The sequence below is a fragment of the Corynebacterium tuscaniense genome (assembly GCF_008693065.1).
GTDB classification, from domain to species: domain Bacteria; phylum Actinomycetota; class Actinomycetes; order Mycobacteriales; family Mycobacteriaceae; genus Corynebacterium; species Corynebacterium tuscaniense.
The window spans coordinates 1-601 of the sequence record NZ_VXKH01000183.1 but is presented as its reverse complement, the minus strand read 5'-3'; the positions used below and the strand labels follow the sequence as shown (position 1 = coordinate 601).

1 protein-coding gene is annotated in these 601 nt (G+C 49.4%); it reads left to right on the top strand.

Translation table 11 applies throughout. The features are described from left to right. A partial coding sequence (locus tag F4V54_RS11185) for a methylenetetrahydrofolate reductase (RefSeq protein ID WP_211359502.1) occupies window positions 1-601 on the top strand: 601 nt, incomplete at both ends.

Sequence of the window (601 nt, the reverse complement as noted above, 5' to 3'; positions counted from 1 at the left end):
ATGAAAGCCATCGACATACTCAACAATACAGACAAAGCGGTATTCTCTTTCGAGCTGGTACCGCCACTAAAAGGCGGAGACATCAATAAAATATACGAGGCCATCGAACCCTTGATTGCCCTTGCTCCCCCATTCATTAACATTACCTTTCACCGGGATGAAGTGGTATATCGTGAATACCCGGACGGAACGATCAAAAAAGTTACCGTGACAAAACGCCCCGGTTCCGTGGCACTGGCCGCAGCCATCATGAGACGGTATAACGTGGACATGGTTCCTCATATCGTGTGCGGGGGAGCCACCCGCCATAAGATCGAAAACGAACTCATAGACTTGAATTTCCTTGACATTGAAAACGTGATGGCACTCCGGGGTGATCCCATACCGGGAGAACGTTTCTTTACTCCCGAAGAAGGCGGACACCAATATAGTTGTGAACTGGTAGAACAAATCACTCGCATGAACCACGGCCAATACTTGGATGACACGCTGACAGATGCCGTTCCCACGAACTTCTGCATCGGGGTTGCCGGATACCCGGAAAAACATTACGAGGCACCCAACCAAGCCTGTGACATCGAGAACCTGAAAAAGAAAGTCG